General features: G+C 38.2%; 13 protein-coding genes. 7 read left to right on the top strand and 6 right to left on the bottom strand.

From position 1 onward, the window contains the following. Positions 1-137: 137 nt before the first annotated feature. On the bottom strand, positions 138-599 hold the full coding sequence (locus AC4GZ8_RS13105) for a nuclear transport factor 2 family protein (RefSeq protein ID WP_491082315.1): 462 nt from the start codon (positions 597-599) through the stop codon (positions 138-140). Between the two features lie 372 nt (positions 600-971). On the opposite strand from AC4GZ8_RS13105, the gene AC4GZ8_RS13100 reads away from it, so the two are divergent. Together AC4GZ8_RS13100 and AC4GZ8_RS13095 are read left to right on the top strand one after the other, a co-directional pair. Further along, positions 972-1,412, top strand: coding sequence for a hypothetical protein (locus tag AC4GZ8_RS13100; RefSeq protein ID WP_491082314.1), 441 nt, complete (start codon positions 972-974; stop codon positions 1,410-1,412). Positions 1,413-1,652: 240 nt separating this feature from the next. Continuing rightward, positions 1,653-2,216 carry a hypothetical protein gene (locus tag AC4GZ8_RS13095; RefSeq protein WP_491082313.1) on the top strand — a complete coding sequence of 188 codons (564 nt, stop codon included), beginning with the start codon at positions 1,653-1,655 and terminating at the stop codon, positions 2,214-2,216. 40 nt (positions 2,217-2,256) lie between these two features. Here the strand turns inward: AC4GZ8_RS13095 and AC4GZ8_RS13090 are convergent, their stop codons facing one another. After that, a complete protein-coding gene (locus AC4GZ8_RS13090; protein ID WP_491082312.1) occupies positions 2,257-3,393 on the bottom strand; it encodes a toxic anion resistance protein in 1,137 nt (378 codons plus the stop codon). A 280-nt stretch (positions 3,394-3,673) separates the two neighbouring features. Further along, on the bottom strand, positions 3,674-4,300 hold the full coding sequence (locus AC4GZ8_RS13085) for a 5-bromo-4-chloroindolyl phosphate hydrolysis family protein (protein WP_491082311.1): 627 nt from the start codon (positions 4,298-4,300) through the stop codon (positions 3,674-3,676). Positions 4,301-4,661: 361 nt separating this feature from the next. Here AC4GZ8_RS13085 and AC4GZ8_RS13080 point away from each other — a divergent pair, with 361 nt between their 5' ends. Further along, the gene (locus tag AC4GZ8_RS13080) at positions 4,662-6,509 is read left to right on the top strand and encodes an SEC-C domain-containing protein (RefSeq protein WP_491082310.1); all 1,848 of its coding nucleotides are present in this window, start codon (positions 4,662-4,664) and stop codon (positions 6,507-6,509) included. A 185-nt stretch (positions 6,510-6,694) separates the two neighbouring features. Here the strand turns inward: AC4GZ8_RS13080 and brnQ (AC4GZ8_RS13075) are convergent, their stop codons facing one another. Further along, complete coding sequence (gene brnQ, locus AC4GZ8_RS13075) at positions 6,695-8,011, bottom strand: branched-chain amino acid transport system II carrier protein (RefSeq protein WP_491082309.1); 1,317 nt, start codon at positions 8,009-8,011, stop codon at positions 6,695-6,697. A 238-nt stretch (positions 8,012-8,249) separates the two neighbouring features. Here brnQ (AC4GZ8_RS13075) and brnQ (AC4GZ8_RS13070) point away from each other — a divergent pair, with 238 nt between their 5' ends. Further along, the gene (gene brnQ / locus AC4GZ8_RS13070) at positions 8,250-9,560 is read left to right on the top strand and encodes a branched-chain amino acid transport system II carrier protein (protein ID WP_491082308.1); all 1,311 of its coding nucleotides are present in this window, start codon (positions 8,250-8,252) and stop codon (positions 9,558-9,560) included. Between the two features lie 201 nt (positions 9,561-9,761). Here the strand turns inward: brnQ (AC4GZ8_RS13070) and AC4GZ8_RS13065 are convergent, their stop codons facing one another. Continuing rightward, positions 9,762-10,718 (bottom strand): hypothetical protein, encoded by a 957-nt coding sequence (locus AC4GZ8_RS13065; RefSeq protein WP_491082307.1) that lies wholly within the window; start codon positions 10,716-10,718, stop codon positions 9,762-9,764. Positions 10,719-11,011: 293 nt separating this feature from the next. Between AC4GZ8_RS13065 and AC4GZ8_RS13060 the strand changes: the two genes are divergently transcribed. After that, complete coding sequence (locus tag AC4GZ8_RS13060; protein WP_491082306.1) at positions 11,012-11,797, top strand: TIM barrel protein; 786 nt, start codon at positions 11,012-11,014, stop codon at positions 11,795-11,797. 132 nt (positions 11,798-11,929) lie between these two features. Here the strand turns inward: AC4GZ8_RS13060 and AC4GZ8_RS13055 are convergent, their stop codons facing one another. Then, complete coding sequence (locus AC4GZ8_RS13055) at positions 11,930-14,122, bottom strand: sensor domain-containing protein (protein ID WP_491082305.1); 2,193 nt, start codon at positions 14,120-14,122, stop codon at positions 11,930-11,932. A 534-nt stretch (positions 14,123-14,656) separates the two neighbouring features. On the opposite strand from AC4GZ8_RS13055, the gene AC4GZ8_RS13050 reads away from it, so the two are divergent. Continuing rightward, positions 14,657-15,586: a hypothetical protein gene (locus AC4GZ8_RS13050; RefSeq protein ID WP_491082304.1), complete on the top strand. Its 930-nt coding sequence runs from the start codon at positions 14,657-14,659 to the stop codon at positions 15,584-15,586. A gap of 5 nt (positions 15,587-15,591) precedes the next feature. After that, on the top strand, positions 15,592-16,356 hold the full coding sequence (locus AC4GZ8_RS13045) for an SH3 domain-containing protein (RefSeq protein WP_491082303.1): 765 nt from the start codon (positions 15,592-15,594) through the stop codon (positions 16,354-16,356). The last annotated feature ends 205 nt before the right edge of the window (positions 16,357-16,561 follow it).

Raw genomic sequence — 16,561 nt, 5'->3', positions numbered from 1 at the left:
CAATCGGACTTTTACGGTCAAGTTTTCCCCCACTTTAAGCTTCTTTGTAAACTCAGAAGCTTAGTGGGGGCCTTACTGCCCGTTAAGAGTGGGATAAACATTACGGGACAGTCTCCCTCACAAGAGACTGTCCCCTTTCAATTAAAATCCCACACAATTTTCCATTCATCATCATGTTGTACCGCATATACATCTTGTAAGACTGTGAACGTGCCAAATTTGCTCTTAAATTTTAGTTCGATTGTGAACCGGTAGGCCGTTTGGAATGCTTCTTGATCTTTGGCCATTTTCCAGTTTTGAACCTCTTCTTCGTCTAAAATCTTATACTGAAATGTTGATACTCCATAGTGGCTCATATAGATATGGGAGCGCTCTGTTACATAGGCATTTTTTGAAAAATGCTCCTGCATGACAGGGTGAAACAGTTCCCACGCGCTGCCAAAGTCACCCTCCTGCTCATCATGATAGAAGCTTGAGACAACATCCTCTGGTTCACTTTTGCCAAAACCTGATATTAACCGAACTGATACTATAAGCAACACGATCACAATGATGATTGCAATTATAAATGGAATTGAATTTTTTGAACGTCTTCTCAATTGCCACACCTCGCTGTCTGACTAATACAGCGTATGTAACGAGTTGGACAGATATTCTTCTTACCTATTGGAACAAAAGCGCAAGCGCCTTGAACAGTCTAGGGCAAATAAGTTACAAATGAATAGAAGACGTTCTTTTTCTTCAATTCATTTGTGACTTATGACCTCGAGAGGCTTAGAATTGGCGAGAAGCCAAGTTTTTCTAATTGTCTAGGAAATTAGAAAATTCTTGTACTATGGATAAACTCGCGGCATCCAGCTCCAGCGCCGGGAAAAGCCAAGTTTTGCTTATACTATCTTCCATAAAATTTTTATGCGTTCTGATAGTATACAAAAACTGGTATAATATAAGTTCATAATTCCTACGGAGAAATGAGTGATGAAATGAAAGAAGGAATTTTATTTCTTGTTGAGATCGTAAACAATTTGCACGATATCTTAATCGTGATCATCAATGACATTTTAGGCTTACAAATGACTGATAAAGATATGCATTTTTGGATTATGGGTGTGATCGGGATGGCGACCTTCGCAGCAGTCTATATGATCTCAAAATGGCTAGCTAAGTTTCCATTCGGCCTTCATTTGATTGCCTTTTTATATACATTAACATTTATGTTCGTACTCGTTTTCGCCATTGAAATTCAACAAGCGATTACAAGCAGAGGAAATATGGAATTTATTGATGCTATTATTGGGTTATGGGGATATATTGCCCTATTCCTTGTGTACGTTGGAATTATGGTGTTTTTTATCCTTATAAAAATGGTGTTCAAAAACGGCAAAAAGAAAAAAGACGATTTGGATGTGTAAGAAGTAACAGCCTTGCTGTTGCTTTTTTTTTCAAGATCCGCGTTTCCCTCTTTTTTGTAAGTTCGGTCCACTTTATTGCGACTATTTGAAGTTCTCTAGCAAACTTTCAAATATTTTTGCAAACTAGAGGACAATTTTGCAAATACCGGCCACTTTTTTGCAAACCATATGCAAAAGCCCCTCATCATTGATTACAACCTCAAAAAATTGACAAAACTAATCATGAGAGGAGGAATTACCATGGATTTAAGAAGAATCACGATCTTTGCTTTTATTCTGTTGTTTATTTTATTTTTAGCTAGTAAATATGCTTTCACTGGTGCGGAAAAGCCTGTTACGATTCACAGTCCTCAAAGAGACATTTCAAAAGAATTATCTGAGCCGAATAAATCGGTTTTTCGTCAAACACAGGTTGAACATGTTGCAGTAACGAAGCAAAGTAATTCACTAGATGAGATAAAAGGAAAATATAAAAAGAAATTTGAGGGACTGCAAGCAAAAACAACCAAACAGATTGACTCATTGGTTGAGAACGCCATCCATGATTTCCAAGTCTACCTGAGCGAGGAAAGTCATGATGATTCAATAAGAACACTCTACCAGAGCTATTCGTCTGAAGGGAAAAAAATAGAGCAGCAAACAGAGGAGAGTTTTCAAGTTTTATATAAGGAGCTTCTCACAGAGCTTGTTCAAAATGGCTATTCAGAGGATGAAGCTCAAGAATTCAAATTGGAATATGAGCAACAAAAAGAAGATATGAAGTCAGAAATACTGAAAAAGGCTATGTCAGTTGTTAGTCAATAAACAGAGTGGGACAAGGGACCTGTCCCCTTGTCCCACTCCCTTACATCCCAGCTAACTTCTTCTTTAAGTCTGTTTCCATCATTGCTAAGTCCTGTTCAGCTTGAAGTCGTTTGGCACGGCCTTCTGCTTGGATCCGCAATGTTTCCTCTAGAGTTGAAATTAAATGATCTTGAACCTTTTTCAATGTATCCACATCTACAAGCCCTCGTTCATTTTCCTTCGCTGTTTCTACTGTGTTTACCTTTAGCATCTCTGCATTTTTCAATAATAAATCATTTGTCGTTTTCGATACGAGCTTTTGTGCCTCTACGGCATCTTTTTGACGAAGTAATGTAAGTGCGATTGCCACTTGATTTTTCCACAATGGAATCGCGGTCGTAATAGAGGACTGTATTTTTTCAACTAATGCTTGGTTGGCACTTTGAATTAAGCGAATTTGCGGGGCACTTTGCATCGTGATTTGTCTGCTTAAGACAAGGTCATGTGTCCGCTTTTCCAATCGATCGGCAAATTGCATAAGGTCATTGACCTCCTGAAATGCCATTTGATCCTGTGTAAGTTCAGCCTTTTTCTTTAGCTCGGGAATCGTTTTGGTTTGTAATTCTTCAAGCTTAAGCTCGCCAGCAGCAATATAAATATTTAACGCATGAAAGTATTCTTTGTTTTGCTCGTAAAGCTGCTCAAGAACCTGGATATCTTGAAGTAATCCTGTTTTCGAATGATCGAGCTTTACGCTAATACGGTCGATTTGAGCGCCGGTTTTTTGATATTTCGTTAAAACTTCCTGAACAGAGTTCGAGATTTTCCCGAACATCTTTGAAAGAAGTCCACGCTTTTCAGGCTTTAATGCATCAGGATTTACCTGCTCGAGCTTCTTCATTAAATCCCCGATGATTTGTCCAATTTCACCTGTATCCTTTTTTTGCACATGATCTAGCATTGAGTGTGAAAAGTTCAATAGTTTTGATTGTGCTTGTGTTCCGTACAGGGCAACAGCTTGCTGGTTTTTCGGATCAATTTGCTCTGCAAGCTGAATCGCCTTTTGACGGTTTTCCTCTGGCAATACATCAAGCAGCTTAACAGGCTTTCCTGGATCTGCTTCTTTATTTACAACAAGCTCCTCCTCCCCAAACGGATTTGAAAGCAGTTCATCTAGTTCGTTTTTTGGATTGTTCACTTATAGACCTCCTTTTATTTTTAGTTCTTTTTTAATAAATTGTTGTTTTTAATAGCTTCTTTGAACAAAAACTATTTAGGTTGATTGGAGCGAAAGGTGCGAGACTCCTGGTAGAAATGCGAAAGCGCCTTGGTCAGCCCCGACAAGCGTAAGACGATTTAGAATAGAAGGCGCTTGCGCCGAGGAGGCTCACCGCACGCCCCACGGAAAGCCAAGCATCCTGTAGCGGAAATCTACCACTCATATACTTCTTATAAACAACAAAGTTTGTGAAAATAGACTATTTTTTCACCGACTTATCAATCGTAAGCTTTGCAACATCCAATTCAAAATTCAACTGAGAAATATCCTTCGATAATACATCATGCAAATCCTGTTCGAGTGAATCCGAAAGCTGTGAAATCGTTCGGCGTGTTTCAGTTAATGATTGTGACAGCTCCCTTGTTTTCGACGGCTGTCCTGCTAAAAACGCGTATTTTTCACTTAACTCAACAAGTGAATCTAAATGTGAATAATAAAACGATTCAGCTAAATAAAAACGCTTAGGCTCTTTCTTGGTAATCGAGTAAATCCGATTGACTACTCGGTATATCTCAATATTTTGCTTAATCGTTGAAACTGTACGTATGCTAAAAAGCGCCTTACGTAGACGTTTTATTTTTTGATCTGCTTCCTTTAAATGACGTTTAATATACGCATACTCTTTTCTCGACAGCTGATTTTGCTTTAAAAAATGCCGATGTGTTAAAGCTTTTGTTGAAAAAAATACGGCAGTTCCCCCGCCAAGGGCATATGCGCTTGACAATAAAAACGTCTGATCTAATGGGAAAAAGCTAATCAACCAAATCGTTCCGGTTGACATGGTTGCAGCTGTTGACTGAATAAAAAAATGGACAACTTGCTTCATCAACATCGTCTCCTATAGGTAACTTTCACTTCCTACTTATTAGTACGAACAATTTACGTATAAAGTTTCAATTATTATAAAGTTTTCATCTTATGACTTGAACATACCTCAGCTTTTGACTAAAATCTAATTTTGTATACTTTGCTCAATATAAAAACTTAGTTTAATATATATAAAGGATTAGAAAAGCGCAAGCGCCTTGATTAGCCCCGACAAGCATAAGACGATTTGGAATAAAAGGCATTCTTTGCCTTCAATTACAAATTGGCTTATGACCTCGAGGGGCTAGGCGCTGGAGCTAGACACAAATACTAAGTACAAAATTTATATTCCTTAAACGTTTAGAAAAGAATGATAGGTGATGAAAGTGGAACCAAGACGAAATGACCCGTGTATATGTGGAAGCGGGAAAAAATATAAAAAGTGCTGTATGAACAAATCCAGTGTCATTCAGCTTCACGAAGTAAAAGAAGAACGATTTTACCAGCAAAAGCACGGGCTTACTTTAAAGGTAAAAGACTTTATATTTAAAAAGATGTCCGTCAGTCAGCAATACAAATTACATAGTGAGTTTAAACGAAGAACCAAACACTCATTATCCAGCAAAAATGATCAGCCATTTTTTGAATTCTGGCTTATTTTTTTCCATCGCTATGAAAATGGATTGCGCGGAATTGAATGGTTCATCTTAGAACAAGGAAAACGCCTCCCGCAGGATGAACATGAAATGGCTCAAACATGGCAGTCTCTGACTCCAAAGCTTGTTCAAGCTGTTGACCATCGAGAAAACAGCATTATTTTTAAGGATATGTTTACAAATGAGCATTTCCCACTAGCAAATATGAAAGAAAATATTCAAGATCTTGTCGCACCATGGAACGGTACTTTCGGTCTTATCGAACCATTTGACACATTATACTATTTTAATGGGGTGCGATTGTTTGCTGGTCCAGAGAATATCGACATCGCGATGGATTATGTAAAAGATCTTCAAAAGGAGAAAAACCTTGCTCCTGAAGAGATTATGACAGACTATTATCCTGAAGTGTTAGCAGCATTCAATACAGGTAGAGTTCGTGAAAACGAGGAAACAAGTGAAATCACACAATTTATCCAAAAATATCAGATTGTCAATCAACAGGCACTTTACGAATTGCTTCAATCTGAACCTCAATTTTTAATCGATAAATGGGAGAATCAGCTAAAAGTAAGCAATTGGGTGAATACTTGGTATCAATATACTGACAGCTATCTGTCAGAACCCATTCATATTGGAAATGTAATTGGTACTCTTACGATTGAGAATGATACTTTAACATATGTTACCTTAGAAGAGGATACAATAGCGGAATTCCAAAACATATTTAAGCCGGATGTCATCACATTGCAGGAGCAGCACCAGAAATCACTAGAAGTTCCAACAAATATCGTGATGAAAAACACGGTTGCTTCCCTGCCAGAGGATGCTCCACAATATATGTTAATTTACGCAAACCATGATGTTCGCTTAGATTTGGATTTACCTCTTCCACATCTAGGTGATAAATCTGTACGTGAGCTGATTAGTGAAGGGCAAACAGAAAAGGTTGAAGCGTATTTACAACAAAGAGAATATAATTTATATACGCAAGCACAACGTGAATATGGACAAGTCGAGATCACAGCGGATTTCAACAGTGTTCGAAAAGAACTCGGTTTCCCTCTTTCTCCATTTGTTACAGGTGGAGCCGAGCGTGAAACAGCAATTAACGAAATCACACCATCTGCTTCAGGGAAATCTGTTGTAAAAGAAGAGGATATACCAGTCTATGAATTACTAGGCTTTACACCAGCAACGGTAAATAACTTTTATTCAGAAGATCTTGTTACATTCTTTAAGGAAAAAACAGATGGAAAATCAGATCTAACTTTGAGAAAATATCGCAATTGCTTATTTGATCTAAGAGAAATTTTAGAAGGACATTCTGTTGATAGCTGGGATGCATGCAATGAAGACTTTTGGAAGCAAGTCTGCTTAAAAGATCTTCCTTCCCTATATGATCCGTTAAGTAAAACGGTTGTAAGAGATTTTATTAGTACCATGAAAGCATTAGCGAAATGGCTTGTCAAAGAAGAAAAAGCTTCTGCCATTTCAAAGGCCGTTGTCAAGGTAGCAAAGGATGCCGAAGAACAATTAATCGAGTATGTTGAAGAACAAAAAGTAAAGTAAGTTTCTATTTAGGGACTGTCCCCGATACTTGAGGACGAGTCCCTTTTGTTTTTGAAAACGAATCTTTGGTGGGGATGGTTAAGCTAGTGTGAAGCACCTGCTCTTGTGTTTCGGTCGATTTTCTTTCATATTGCGAGAACAAGTTTTAAGCAAAAAAAAAGAAGAGTGCGAACTCGCAACTCTTCCTACGCAGCAACCTCTTGATGATCAGGTTGATTTGATGTTTTTTTGATAAAAGCACCAATGATCACTCCCACAATCGCTGGTAAAATCCAGCCTACACCTTGTTCATAAAGAGGAATAGTCCCTAATATATCATTTAACATGCCATTTAAAAACGTAGTATTCATTGTTTCAGTGATACTAAAAACAGCTGTAAAAATCGTTGCAACCAAATACACTGAATGACTCACACGGTTCCCTGCAAGTCCAAGTAAAATCAACACAACAGCAATAGGATATATAGCCCCTAAAATCGGAACTGAAATTGATAAAATTTGGTTTAACCCTAAGTTTGCAACTAGTAAGCTAAGCAAAGCAAGAATGACAGCCCACTTTTTATACGAAAGCTTAGGAAATAGATTGGTAAAATATTGGCTGCATGAAATAATAAGACCGATACAAACACATAAGCAAGCCAATGTGAATAACAGACCAAGTAAAACAATTCCAATGCCGCCAAATAATTGATTCATGACAATTGTTAATCCTTGAGCACCATTTTCAGCTTCACCAAGTGCAGCACTTGACGCACCTAAGAACCCTAAAATTGTATAGATGGAGGCAAGCAAAATTCCGGCACCAAGACCAGCAAAGCCCATATATTTAGAGACAAGCTTTGTATCTTTGACACCTTTTGCTCGAATCGTATTTGCCACAACAATTCCAAACACTAGGGCAGCTAATGCATCCATTGTTAAATAACCATCCATAAATCCTTGGAAAAACGAATTATTTTGATAGGCACCTGTTGCTTCTGTAAAGGCACCCATTGGCGTAATGAGGCTTTTTACAAAGATTAAGGCGATCATGATTAACAATAGCGGTGTTAATAGCTTTCCAAAACGATCGACAAGTTTAGATGGTTGTAAGCTTAGCCATAATGTTAGAGAGAAAAAGACCACCGTATAAACACCTAACATGACTGGCTGATTCATCATTGTTTCAGGCAGAAACGGCTTCATCCCCATTTCATATGCAATCGATCCTGCTCTCGGTATCGCTAAACCGGGTCCAATGGATACATAGATTAATAATGGAAATAAAAAAGCAAAAAATGGATGAACGCGGTTTGCGAGTGTATGAAAACTACCAGCCTTGGCAACAGCTAAAACACCAAGAATTGGCAGACCAACAGCTGTCGTAATAAAGCCTGCTAGAGAAAGCCAAACATCTTCTCCTGCAGATCTTCCTAAAAATGCTGGAAAGATAAGGTTTCCTGCACCAAAAAACATCGAAAAAAGCATAAAACTAATAAAAATAAGTTCATTTTTCTTTAGCATGGTTACCAAGCTCCTTCAATATAATAGGCTGAATTATAACAAGGAGACGCAATAAAATCTAGTCTATCAAAAATAGATAGAGTATTAAAACAATTATGATTATTCTAATATAAGTATTATTAACTGGAAGTTATTATAAAATTTATTTTTTTCTATAAAATTCTTATAATTTGTGCTAAACTATCCTTTGTGTCGAATTTTAGGGAATTTTATTACTATAGTTTTTCAGGAGGAAATTATGATAAAAAATCAATCCGGTAAGCAAACACTTGTTATCGGTTTAATGCTGTTTGCGCTCTTTTTAGGTGCTGGAAATATGATTTTCCCACCAGCAATGGGGCAGCAGGCTGGTGAACATATTTGGTTAGCTACTTTAGGTTTTTTAATTACAGGTGTGGGGCTTCCTTTTCTAGGCATTGTGGCTATTGCTTTATCTGGAAGTGACATACAAACAATTGGAAACAAAGTTCATCCAACATTTGGTCTGATTTTTCCGATTATTTTGTATTTAACAATTGGTCCATTTTTTGGAATTCCAAGAACAGCGACCGTTGCATTTGAAATTGGTGTAACTCCGTTTCTACCAAGTGAGTTCGTCGGACAGAAGATTCCTCTTCTTATTTATACAATTATTTTCTTTACGGTTACATTCTGGCTTTCGCTCAATCCTAGTAAGCTTGTGGATCGCATAGGAAAAATGCTGACACCTGCATTGCTTATTATCCTTGTATTATTAACAGGAAAAGCATTGCTCACACCAATGGGCAGCCTCCAAGAGCCACAAGGAGCTTATGTTGAAGGAGCCTTTTTCAAAGGATTTTTAGAGGGCTATTTAACAATGGATACGTTAAGTGCTCTGGTATTTGGGATTGTTGTGATCTCTGCGATAAAAGAACAAGGAATAAAAGACCGCTTGGCGATTACGAAGGTTTGTATAAAAGCAGGGCTTATTGCAAGCACAGGGCTTGTTTTTGTGTATGTGTCATTAGCGTTTATCGGTGCAACAAGTGTTTCAACGACAGGATACTTAGACAACGGCGGCGCAATTCTTTCGTCAACAGCGAGCGTTTTATTCGGTTCACTTGGAAAAACAGTGCTGGGACTCGCGATCACGTTTGCTTGTTTAACAACAAGTGTTGGCTTAGTATCTGCTTGTGGAAATTACCTTTCAAAAGCATTTCCACGTTTATCATATAAAAAAGTGATTCTTATTTTGTCAATTTTTAGTGCGTGTGTAGCAAACTTTGGGTTAACACAGCTCATTTCTGTGTCTGTTCCATTATTAATTGCTATATATCCTTTAGCCATTGTCTTAATTTTTTTATCGTTTTTAAACTATGTGTTACCGACAAAATCGATTGTTTATGTTATTAGTTTAGGTATTACAGCTGTTTTCAGTATCATTGATGGATTAAAGGCGGCTGGTGTAAATGTGAATGGCTTGAATTTAGACTTTATCCCGCTATTTAATATTGGGATTGGTTGGTTAGTTCCTGCTGCTATTGGTACTATCATTGGTTATATGATAAGTATGTTTAAACAAAATTAACCCTTGGAGGTCATTTCCTTCAAGGGTTTTTTTGTACAATTTGTTGATTTTGAATTTGGATAGGGTATGAATGATTCCTTCTCCAGAGATGCTCATCTTAAATGGGGCGTGCGGTGAGCCTCCTGATATGAGCGAAACTGTCTAGGCTCCCAAACGGTAGTTACAAAGTTCTTTTACTTAATATTATTTTAGATCTTGATTTCACTCAGCGCTTCTCATTGCTCTGCGCCGATCGTGCAGCACCATCAGGATGACCATTCCCATCAAAACTCCCAAGACGCTACCTAACTCCGTGGTCAGTTCATGTGCAAGCGGGTACTCCAGTGCAGGTTGTGTATCGGGACGAGTGGCAGATAAGCGATTGAAGAGGTTATAAGAGAACAGCATTCCCGACGAGATCCATGCTGCGGCCATAGGTGGGAAAAAGCTCTTCGACCCGCGACGGGTGGTCAATACCCATAAACCCCAAGACCCTACAAAGGCCCACACACCGGTACTCAACGACAAAAGGTGCCACCATAAATCTCGGTTATCCAACATAGCTGGGTTGATGCCAATCGTTCCACCAGCCGCCCAGAAAACCTTAATAAATCCAAGAAGGATACAGCCAGCTGAGACAAGTCTAGCTAAGGTGATTTGCAGTTTCTGGCTGTTTTCTGGAAGTAATTCGATATCGATTGGACCAGTAAATACCTCTGGCCAACGGATCTTAGTGTATCCTGCTAAAGTGAAAGGTAGACAGATCCCGACCCCAATCAGTGAAACTATTACGAAAATTTGCTCATATATCCAAACATCGGCAGCCCCTGCCTGCTGATCACGTATGATAGCAGCAGGACCAAGCACCGGCGCCAACAACAACATAGGAATAAGTAAACCAGTGCCTACCCAGACGGGAAAGGCAACCAACCAGGCAGGTAGCTTCTCTCCCCACCGCATGCTGAACGCAAAAGCTACCGAAATACCAACCGCGGCGAGAACGATTGTGATGGCGTTTGCAGTACGCCAACTTGGATCTCCCATTTGTTCGGTCGGCATAAAGAGTCCGAAAGTCCAGGCTATTTTGATGAACAGATAAGGCATTATTGCTACAGCAGTACTATAACCCCAAATTTTACGCTTCTTAATCAATTGAGAAATTGTCTTCTTTACTGTCATGAGAGCACCTCACCATCGAAATCCTATCAAACTGCTCCTCTCGCCAAAATACTAACATCATATTCCAACCACAAATCCCTTATTCTAAAAATCTAACAAAACAAAAAGCTTCGCCTTCATCGACAACATTTCACCTATATAAAAATAACAACCTTATAAAAAGGAGTCTTTCATTAATAAGAGAAGTTAATAATGAATACATTTAAAACAGAGACATTCGTGGGTCAGGGGGACAGGTTCATTGTCCCATTCTATTTGGGACAATGAACCTGTCCCCGCGTCCCGCAAAGGAGATGAGGAGTATTCAGCACATTCGGCTAAAAGCGGCTATTGATCAGGAGCAAATTCAAGATCGCATAACCTATCACCCAGATATTATTGAGCTGCATTTAACAGAGAAAAATCTGCAGAACCCAAATGAAATGGTCAGTTATATTCGGCTATTAAAAGCTATGGGGATTCGCGTCTATCTTCATCATCCAATGAAACACCATGGACGCTATTTAGATATCATTAGCTCCAGCCCTGAGATGCGGCAGTTTTATGATTGGTCTTGTGAGCTACTAGCGTTTATTTGCCGGGAGGAACATATTAAATGTATCATCCATTGCCATTACTCAGATTCTGAGTCTACATTTATGGACAAAGCAAATCGATATGAAATGAGAAGGCGTATTGAAGAAATTTTACATATATGTGATCGATCCTTTCTATGGGAGGATACAACACACGGAATATTTTCAGCTCAAAACCCACACCTGCTTACTGAAATTGTCCAACCGCTTCATTTGCCTTTAAATATTGACATCAGTCATTCATTTATTGCGTTAAAGGGAAATAATAGAGCGTTAGAGCAACATCTGGAAACATTCGCTTCCCACGCCCACTACTTCCACCTTGTTGACTCACTCGGAATTGAACATGATTCATTGCCGCTTGGAAAAGGAAACATCAACTGGAAGATGGTGAAGCCATTTATTGGAGATACTGACTTCATTTTTGAAATTGATTTGAGTGAAAGCCATTATCTTGATTGTCGGCTAATGATTGAAAGTGCGGAGTATTTTCATAAGGTGTAAATTAGAAGAGTGCAAGCACCTTGAATGACTTAAACAAACGTTTATTTATAAAATAAATAAAGCCATTGTTGATAAAAATCATCCAAATTCACTGATTCATTAACCCCCTTGTAGCTCACTTTACAAGGGGGATTACCTTAACAACCTTCGTACATCCTCCTCAGGCAGAGGCTTACTAAAATAATAGCCTTGCCCTAATTTACAGTTATTTTTCAAAAGAAAAGCAACCTGTGTCTCTTCTTCAATTCCTTCAGCAATAACAGTAAATTTCATAATATGTCCAATATCAATAATGGCTTTTGCAATTAAGCCATTGTGATTTGGATCCACAATATCATCCACAAAGGATTTATCAACCTTGATTTTATCAATGGGAAGATGCTTTAAATAGCTAAGTGAAGAATATCCTTTACCAAAATCATCAATCGCTATTTTTACACCTAGCTTCTTTATATCATTTAATGTAACAATTGAATGATTAATATTTTGCATAATGCTTTCTGTAATCTCAAGCTCAATCATTTCCGGATTCACTTGATATTCGTCAAGCACTTGCTTCACACTTTTCACAAATCCCTGATCCTGCATTTGTCGTACGGATATATTGACTGCCATCTTTATAGGCCTAATTCCGTTTTGTTTCCATTTAGTATGATCGTGGCATACTTGTCGTAATATCCACTTTCCGATTTGAACAATAAGTCCTGTTTCTTCTGCAAGTGGAATAAATTCAATAGGAGAAATTGGGCCAAGCTTTGGGTGCTCCCAACGAATCAATCCTTCCACACCAATGATCTTACCTGTTTCTAATTCATACTGCGGCTGGTATACCATCCTAAACTGATTCGTTTCAAGTGCTTTTCTTAATCCAACCTCCAACTCCATTTTTCTTGTTGATTGGGTGTTAAGGCTTGCATTATAATACTGAAAATTATTTTTCCCACGCTCTTTCGCCAGATACATGGCAGTATCCGCATTCTTAATCAATGTTTCCTGATCTTCCCCATCATATGGATAAAGGCTAATGCCAATGCTTGTTGTGACAAATACCTCTTCACAACCAATAAAAAATGGACAAGAAAAAACATCAATTATCTGCTGGGCAATCGTTTCAATCTCTTCCTTTTTCTTTCCTTCAAGGAGAATCAAAAATTCATCTCCCCCTTGTCGTGAAACAAGGCCATCACTTTTGACGACACTTCTTAATCGATCCGCAACATCCTTTAATAGAAGATCTCCGGTTGAATGCCCTTTTGTATCATTTATCACCTTAAACCGGTCCAAATCTAAAAATAAGATCGCAAGCTCTTGATTTGGTTCATTTTTTGCTAAGCTATTATTTAGATGTTCCTTAAACATATTCCGATTTGGAAGGTTTGTGACCGAGTCATAGTAAGCCATTTTATGAATGATTTGCTCAGCCTTTTTTCGCTCTGTAATATCCCGGCCAACAACAAGCTTTGCGGCTCTTCCTTCATATAAAATCTTCATGAGTGACACTTCCGCATCAACGATACCATCATTTGGCAGTGCTAGCTGACATTCGAAATGATTTTTTTCAATATCTTTATCATCCATCTCTTGGACAATATCCTTTATCCTGTTCACACTTTCAGGAGAGACAAATTCAAATACATGGCGGCCGATAATATCAGAAGTATTAAAAAGCTCGCTGCCCGCTTTATTGACAAACACAAACTTCCAATCCCTAGTAACAGCAATAATATCAGAAGACATCTCCACTAACCCGCGATAGCGTTCCTCTCGCTCCTTCTGCTCTGTTACATCAAATAAAACACTTGTAAAATAAACAAAATTTCCTTTTTCATCATAGGTTGGAATACCTCTATCACGAATCCAACGGACCTCTCCATCCGGCCGAACTATTCGATAAAAACTTGTAACAGGCTTCTTTTTGTTTAATTGCTCTAACCGATGATCAATAACCTTCTGATCCTCCGGAAGGATCACCTTTCTCCATAAAAGATGGTCCTGATAAAAATCATCCAAAGAATACCCATACAGCTTTTCGATTCCAGGTGTAATTAATAAATTATTTGATTTCATATCATGTGACCAAATCGCGACATCTAATGAATCAAAAATATTATTTAATCGACTATTACTATGACTAAGCTCTTTCGTTGTTTTATTCATCACAAAAATAAGAATTAAAATGAGGACAAATGTAACGATACTAACAGTGATATGTAAGATAGATAACGCCATATGTTTAATAGGAAAGAAAATATATCCAATTTGCGCTAAAATCTCTATTAACACAACTAAGCTTATCAGCGACCACTTTGATTTCAATAAAAACATATAGACCCACCTACCTTTAAAACAGACACATTTGAACAAATTTAGACAAAATCATAAGTGTGTTTTTATTATCTCCCATTATACATGAAGATATATGTCAAAATATAGAACTACTCTAGGAAGACAGACCCTTTTTTTGTATACTATTTTAGTAGAAAAGGTTGACAATGTTAGTATGGTATATTGAATAGAGGGTTGGTTTCTTCCTTCAAGAATAGGATCAATCAAAGGGAGTCATTTTTTCCATACCCAATGATTATAATGTAAACGTACCTTTATATATGAAGCTCTATCCACAGAAGCTTATTGAAAATTGCAGTGCTTATGTTTCCCAAACATAGCCATCTTTTAACAGGTGTTTGAAATGGACAAACATTTCTTCAGCATTTCATAGGAGGATGATCAACGAATTTGATTGCAGTACTCTACTAGATAGTTAGAGTAAAAGATGATCGTGAGTCAGTTCCCAAACAACAAACAGCACTATGCTGAACGATACGAAAAAATGATGGAACATAAAGGGAGGATACCAAAATGAATCTCATTGACGTTCAACCTGTCAAATTTAGCTTTTTTGAAAAACCGCCAGCTTCATCTATTAACCAAGCATTTGTTTATACAAATGAACAAAACAATTTTCAGGTTGTAAAAAATGGCGATCGCTTGAGCCGAAGTGATCTTCGTGCTGGAAAATACACAAAGGTTTACATCGTGAACATGGCAACTCAAAGCTTTCAAAATGAGGCTGAGTACCCTTCACTAGATAGAGGCCGCGACTTTTTAATTGATCTATCGATTGACTACAAAGTAGTTGATCCGATTTCCTTAGTTCAACAAGGTGCAGGTGAAATTGTGACTTTTATTAAAAAGAAGCTACCGTATTGGCTTGAGGAAATTACATCTGATTATCCAATCTCAGATGCCAAGCGAGTGAAAAAGCATATTGAAGATCTTCATGAGCACTCTTCTATGGTTGCCGGGTTAAAGCAAGTGGGGATCGTCATTTCAGATATCAATGTCCTTGTGAAGCAAAGCAGAAATGATCAGGAGCATGACAAAATGCATTGGAAGCAAGATCAAGATAGTGAGCTAAGAATTCATGAAAAAGAAATCAAAATGCGTGAAGCCCGCTTTGTTGCTGGGGAAATCCAGAAGGAAATCGAAAAAGGAAATCTCCTAAACGCACTCTTCATTGCTGAGGATCATAAGCCTGCATTAGAAGTTGTTCAAGCCCGGATTAAAAATGAAGAAGCGTTTAGACTTGAAGTACAGCACCAGGTGAAAAGGCTAATGATTGACCCTTCTGTCGACAAATTTGAAGTAGCTCAACAAATTGAAAAAATCAAAGCCTACTTCCCATATGAACAATTTGCCGGCAAACAAACGACTCACTCAACTAGACGGACTGAAGAGGATCCCCTTAATGATTTGAGGGATCTATATCAATCAACTAAAGGAGAGTAACTTAAGTGGAAACCATTATTCAGCAACTATTCTGGCTATGGGTACCACTTGCCCTGCTGCCCATTTGGCTTAGAATTGCTATTTTTACGTTTATCGTGGTCATTCTAATGCGACCTGTCCTCTTTCTGATAACACCAAAGCTTATTGAATGGGGCAGTATTCTCTTTTCTAAAGCTGTTCATTACCTGTCCTATCCGGTCATGGTTTTGTTTCATAAGTTTTTGACCAAGAGAAGAAATGAAGGCAACTATCATATTCCTGCCTGGCTTGAAGGAATCGAAGAGCTTTTTGCCTTGCTTCTAAAAGCATTTAGCAAATTACAAAAGCTCCCTAAAAAGCGTACACGTTACAAAGCAAAATGGAAAAGAACATTCCGTGTCATTGGTTTTACCCTTGCCATTCTTCTACCACTTGCCATCATGAATAATCCAACAAGCTCCTACTCTAAAACATGGGACCGCTTTGACAAGTGGATGACAGAAGAAAAGGTTAAACATGAATTAGGCTTTGATATTAAGGGATATCAAGGAACATTTCTAGCAAGGGTGAACTCAAAGGAATACACATTAGCCGAACAATACAAAAGCGGCGGAAACATCCGCGCCACTCCATCACTAAACGGAAAAATCGTCGCAGAACTAGGTGCAAACGAAACGGCCACATACTTAGACGAGCAAACCACAGACGACCGAGGCATCACATGGCTAAAAGTCGAAACAAAAACAGGCAAAATCGGCTGGATCTCCGCAAACATCGTCGAAGAAAAATAGGGACGGAGGGACAGGTTCGTTGTCCCAGCTCACCTCAAGGTTTTGAATAATAGCTGGAACTGAGTGTCAGTGAACGATACCTTAAAATAGACAGTCTAATAAAATAAAGAAACATATCCTGCCAACAGATGACTTCGGTAATTGAACCGGAGTCATTTTTTTATCAATGAGGGGGTGGGGCAATGGCTGGTTCTCATTGTTCCCC

The sequence above is a fragment of the Metabacillus sp. RB-C-LZQ-3-1 genome (assembly GCF_058315175.1).
Note: the sequence above shows the minus strand (reverse complement) of the source record. Positions and strands in the feature narration are given on the sequence as shown.

Bases quoted from the DNA above. Each gene is read 5' to 3' on its own strand.
- AC4GZ8_RS13065 (WP_491082307.1), bottom strand. From the start codon at position 10,718: ATGACAGTAAAGAAGACAATTTCTCAATTGATTAAGAAGCGTAAAATT.
- AC4GZ8_RS13060 (WP_491082306.1), top strand. From the start codon at position 11,012: ATGAGGAGTATTCAGCACATTCGGCTAAAAGCGGCTATTGATCAGGAG.
- AC4GZ8_RS13100 (WP_491082314.1), top strand. From the start codon at position 972: ATGAGTGATGAAATGAAAGAAGGAATTTTATTTCTTGTTGAGATCGTA.
- AC4GZ8_RS13080 (WP_491082310.1), top strand. From the start codon at position 4,662: ATGAAAGTGGAACCAAGACGAAATGACCCGTGTATATGTGGAAGCGGG.
- AC4GZ8_RS13050 (WP_491082304.1), top strand. From the start codon at position 14,657: ATGAATCTCATTGACGTTCAACCTGTCAAATTTAGCTTTTTTGAAAAA.
- AC4GZ8_RS13095 (WP_491082313.1), top strand. From the start codon at position 1,653: ATGGATTTAAGAAGAATCACGATCTTTGCTTTTATTCTGTTGTTTATT.
- AC4GZ8_RS13085 (WP_491082311.1), bottom strand. From the start codon at position 4,300: ATGAAGCAAGTTGTCCATTTTTTTATTCAGTCAACAGCTGCAACCATG.
- AC4GZ8_RS13055 (WP_491082305.1), bottom strand. From the start codon at position 14,122: ATGTTTTTATTGAAATCAAAGTGGTCGCTGATAAGCTTAGTTGTGTTA.
- brnQ (WP_491082308.1), top strand. From the start codon at position 8,250: ATGATAAAAAATCAATCCGGTAAGCAAACACTTGTTATCGGTTTAATG.
- brnQ (WP_491082309.1), bottom strand. From the start codon at position 8,011: ATGCTAAAGAAAAATGAACTTATTTTTATTAGTTTTATGCTTTTTTCG.